Origin of the sequence: Kribbella albertanoniae, assembly GCF_004348455.1 — a bacterium.
Lineage (GTDB): Bacteria > Actinomycetota > Actinomycetes > Propionibacteriales > Kribbellaceae > Kribbella > Kribbella albertanoniae.
This window is the reverse complement of record NZ_SMKA01000466.1, coordinates 1-2,975: the sequence shown is the minus strand read 5'-3', so window position 1 is coordinate 2,975 and position 2,975 is coordinate 1. Positions and strand designations below refer to the sequence as shown.

2 protein-coding genes are annotated in these 2,975 nt (G+C 69.4%); both read left to right on the top strand.

What is annotated here, in order from left to right; translation table 11 throughout:
- A partial coding sequence (scpB, locus tag E1261_RS47065) for an SMC-Scp complex subunit ScpB (protein WP_338033999.1) occupies positions 1-1,953 on the top strand: 1,953 nt, incomplete at its 5' end.
- The gene (locus tag E1261_RS44110) at positions 1,946-2,680 is read left to right on the top strand and encodes a pseudouridine synthase (protein ID WP_132416243.1); all 735 of its coding nucleotides are present in this window, start codon (positions 1,946-1,948) and stop codon (positions 2,678-2,680) included. The genes scpB and E1261_RS44110, both read left to right, overlap by 8 nt.
- Positions 2,681-2,975 lie beyond the last annotated feature (295 nt).

Sequence of the window (2,975 nt, the reverse complement as noted above, 5' to 3'; positions counted from 1 at the left end):
GCCCGAACCACCCCACGAGACGGTGCCCCAGTGACCGAACACCCCACAACCGACCCGGCCCAGTCGGACACCCCCTCCGCAGTAGACACCGGCGCAGACACGGAGTCGCTGGACACGGACACCGACGCCGGCACGGACGCCACCTCGGACGAGCGCGACCCCCAGGACACCTTCGCCACGGACTCCTCGGCGGACGACTCCGACTCCGAGCCCACGGCCGTTGACTCGGAGCAGGGCGAGACCGCCTCGGACGAAGCCGACGTACCGGCGGACAGGACCTCGGCCGTGGACGCGGAGTCGCTGGACGCGGAAGCCGACGGCGGGACGGAAGGTACTTCGGGCGAGCGCGCCGCGCAGGACACCACCGCGGACGCCTCGGCAGACGCCTTCCCGGCGGACGACTCCGCCTCCGAGGCCACCGCGCCCGTTGACTCGGAGCAGGGCGAGACCGCCTCGGGCGAAGCCGACGTACCGGCGGGCGACGCCGTACGGGGTGATGGTGCTGACGCCGACGTCGTACCGGGGGCTGAGGATTATCTGCCGCCGGGGCAGACCGAGGTGCCTGTTGGGGACGAGGTGGTGATCGATGACGACACCATGCGGCGGGCTATCGAGGCGATCCTGATGGTGACGGACGAACCGTTGCCGGTGCTGACGCTGGCTCGGGCCGTGGGGCGGCCGACGGGGGATGTGACTGCGGCGCTGGCGGAGTTGTCGGGGGAGTACACCGAGCAGGGGCGTGGGTTCGACCTGCGCGAGATCGGTGGTGGGTGGCGGTACTACACGCGCCCGGAGGCGGCGGCGTTCGTGGAGCGGTTCGTGCTCGACGGGCAGCAGGCGCGGCTCACCCAGGCGGCACTCGAGACGCTGTCCGTCGTCGCCTACAAGCAGCCGGTCAGCCGGGCGCGCGTCTCCGCCATCCGTGGCGTGAACGTGGACGGCGTGATGCGTACCCTGATCGCCCGCGGCCTGGTCGAAGAGGCCGGCGCGGACACCGAGTCCCAGGCGACGCTCTACCGAACGACCTCGTTCTTCCTCGAGCGGATGGGCATGCAGTCACTCGACGACCTGCCCGAACTCGCGCCGTACCTGCCCGACATGGACGACATCGAGGACGAACTAGCCGCCCAGTCCCTCCCCCCGGTGCCGGAGGAGGCAGCGGCCGACAGTACGACGCCCGCCGAGCCGGAGGAGGACAGCGGCCCTCTCGAAAACGACCTGGCCCCCGAACCACCGGTCACCACCCCGGACCCCGAAGATCTCGACGACGACGTCGATACCACCCCCGAGGCCAGCGCCCCCGAAACCGGCGACCTCGAGACCCACGAGCCCGAGACCCACGAGCCCGAGACCCACGAGCCCGAGACCCACGAGCCCGGCACCGGTGAGTCCCTACTCGAGACCGATGAGTCCGAGCGCACAGACACCGAGGACGACGCCACCGAGGTCACGGACACCTGGGGCGGCGGTACCGAGGATGACAGCGCTGCGCACGGCGAGTCCGAGTACGCCGCTCCCGTGAGCGAGCAGGGTGAGTCCGACGACTTTGCATCCGAGGCGTCTGAGGACGAGCACTCCGAGTATGAGCCGGTGCAGGCCGACGAGGCCGGGGCCGACGTCTCGGTGGACGACGCAGACGAGCTCGGCGAGTCCGAGTACGCCGCCTCTGTGACCGAGCACGTTGAGGCCGAGGACGCCGCTCCCGCGACAGAGCAGGTTGAGTCCGGCGAGCTACAGGGCGACGACTCCGAGGTGGCCGCCCCAGGGGATGCGCCTAGCCGGTGGTATCCGTACGACCAGACTGCCGAGGAGATCGGCTCCGCGGACGATGTACCCGGTACTGAAACAGCAAGCACTGAAACAGACAGCACTGAAACAGACAGCACTGAAACAGACAGCACTGAAACAGACAGCACTGAAACAGACAGAGAGTTGCGTGAGCGGGGTGAGTGACGACGAGGGTATTCGGCTGCAGAAGGCGCTGGCGCAGGCTGGTGTCGCGAGCCGGCGGAATGCCGAGATTCTGATCGAGCAAGGGCGCGTCGAGGTCGATGGCGCGGTCGTGACGGAGTTCGGGACGCGGGTGGACCCGGCGGTCTCGGTCATCCGGGTGGACGGTGAGCGGATCCCGCCGACCAGTGCGCACGCCTACCTCGTGCTGAACAAGCCGCGTGGCGTCGTCACCACGATGTCCGACCCTGAGGGTCGCCCGTGTGTCGCGGACTACGTGCAGGACCGTACTGAGCGCCTGTTCCACATCGGTCGCCTCGACACCGACACCGAGGGCTTGCTGCTGCTCACGAACCACGGGGAGTTCGCGCACCGCCTCGCGCACCCGTCGTACGAGGTCTCCAAGACGTACGTCGCCGAGGTCGAAGGCAACGTGAAGCCCGGCACCCTCCGTCGGCTGCTCGACGGCGTCCACCTCGACGACGGTCCCGCCCAGGCAGACGCGGTCAAGGAGATGTCCAGCATCCGCGGCCGCACCCTGATCCAGATCAGCCTGCACGAGGGCCGCAACCGCATCGTCCGCCGCATGTTCGACGCGATCGGTCATCCGGTCAAGCGTCTGACCCGTACCGCCATCGGCCCGGTCCGCCGCGGCAACCTGCACACCGGCGAACTCCGCGAACTCGATCCCAAGGAACTGGGTCAGCTCCTCGACATCGTCGACCTCTGAGTCGATCTCCGGCGACGCGTCAGCCGGCTGATCCGGGGACAGTTGGCCGGGTCGTCGGTCTCTGACTGCGCGGCTGGTATCGGCTGCCGGTCGGGGTGCGCACTAGAAAGGCGGCGGGTCGGCGCCGGTCGGCGGTGGCGGTCCGGATCCGACAATGGTGCCGCGGGCAGGTGGTTCGGATCCGATAACGCGGCCGCGGGCAGGTGGTTCGGATCCGACGACGGGACCGTGGGCAGGCAGTCCGGCTCCGGCAACGGGGCCGTGGGCGGGTGGTTCGGATCCGATAATGGGGCCG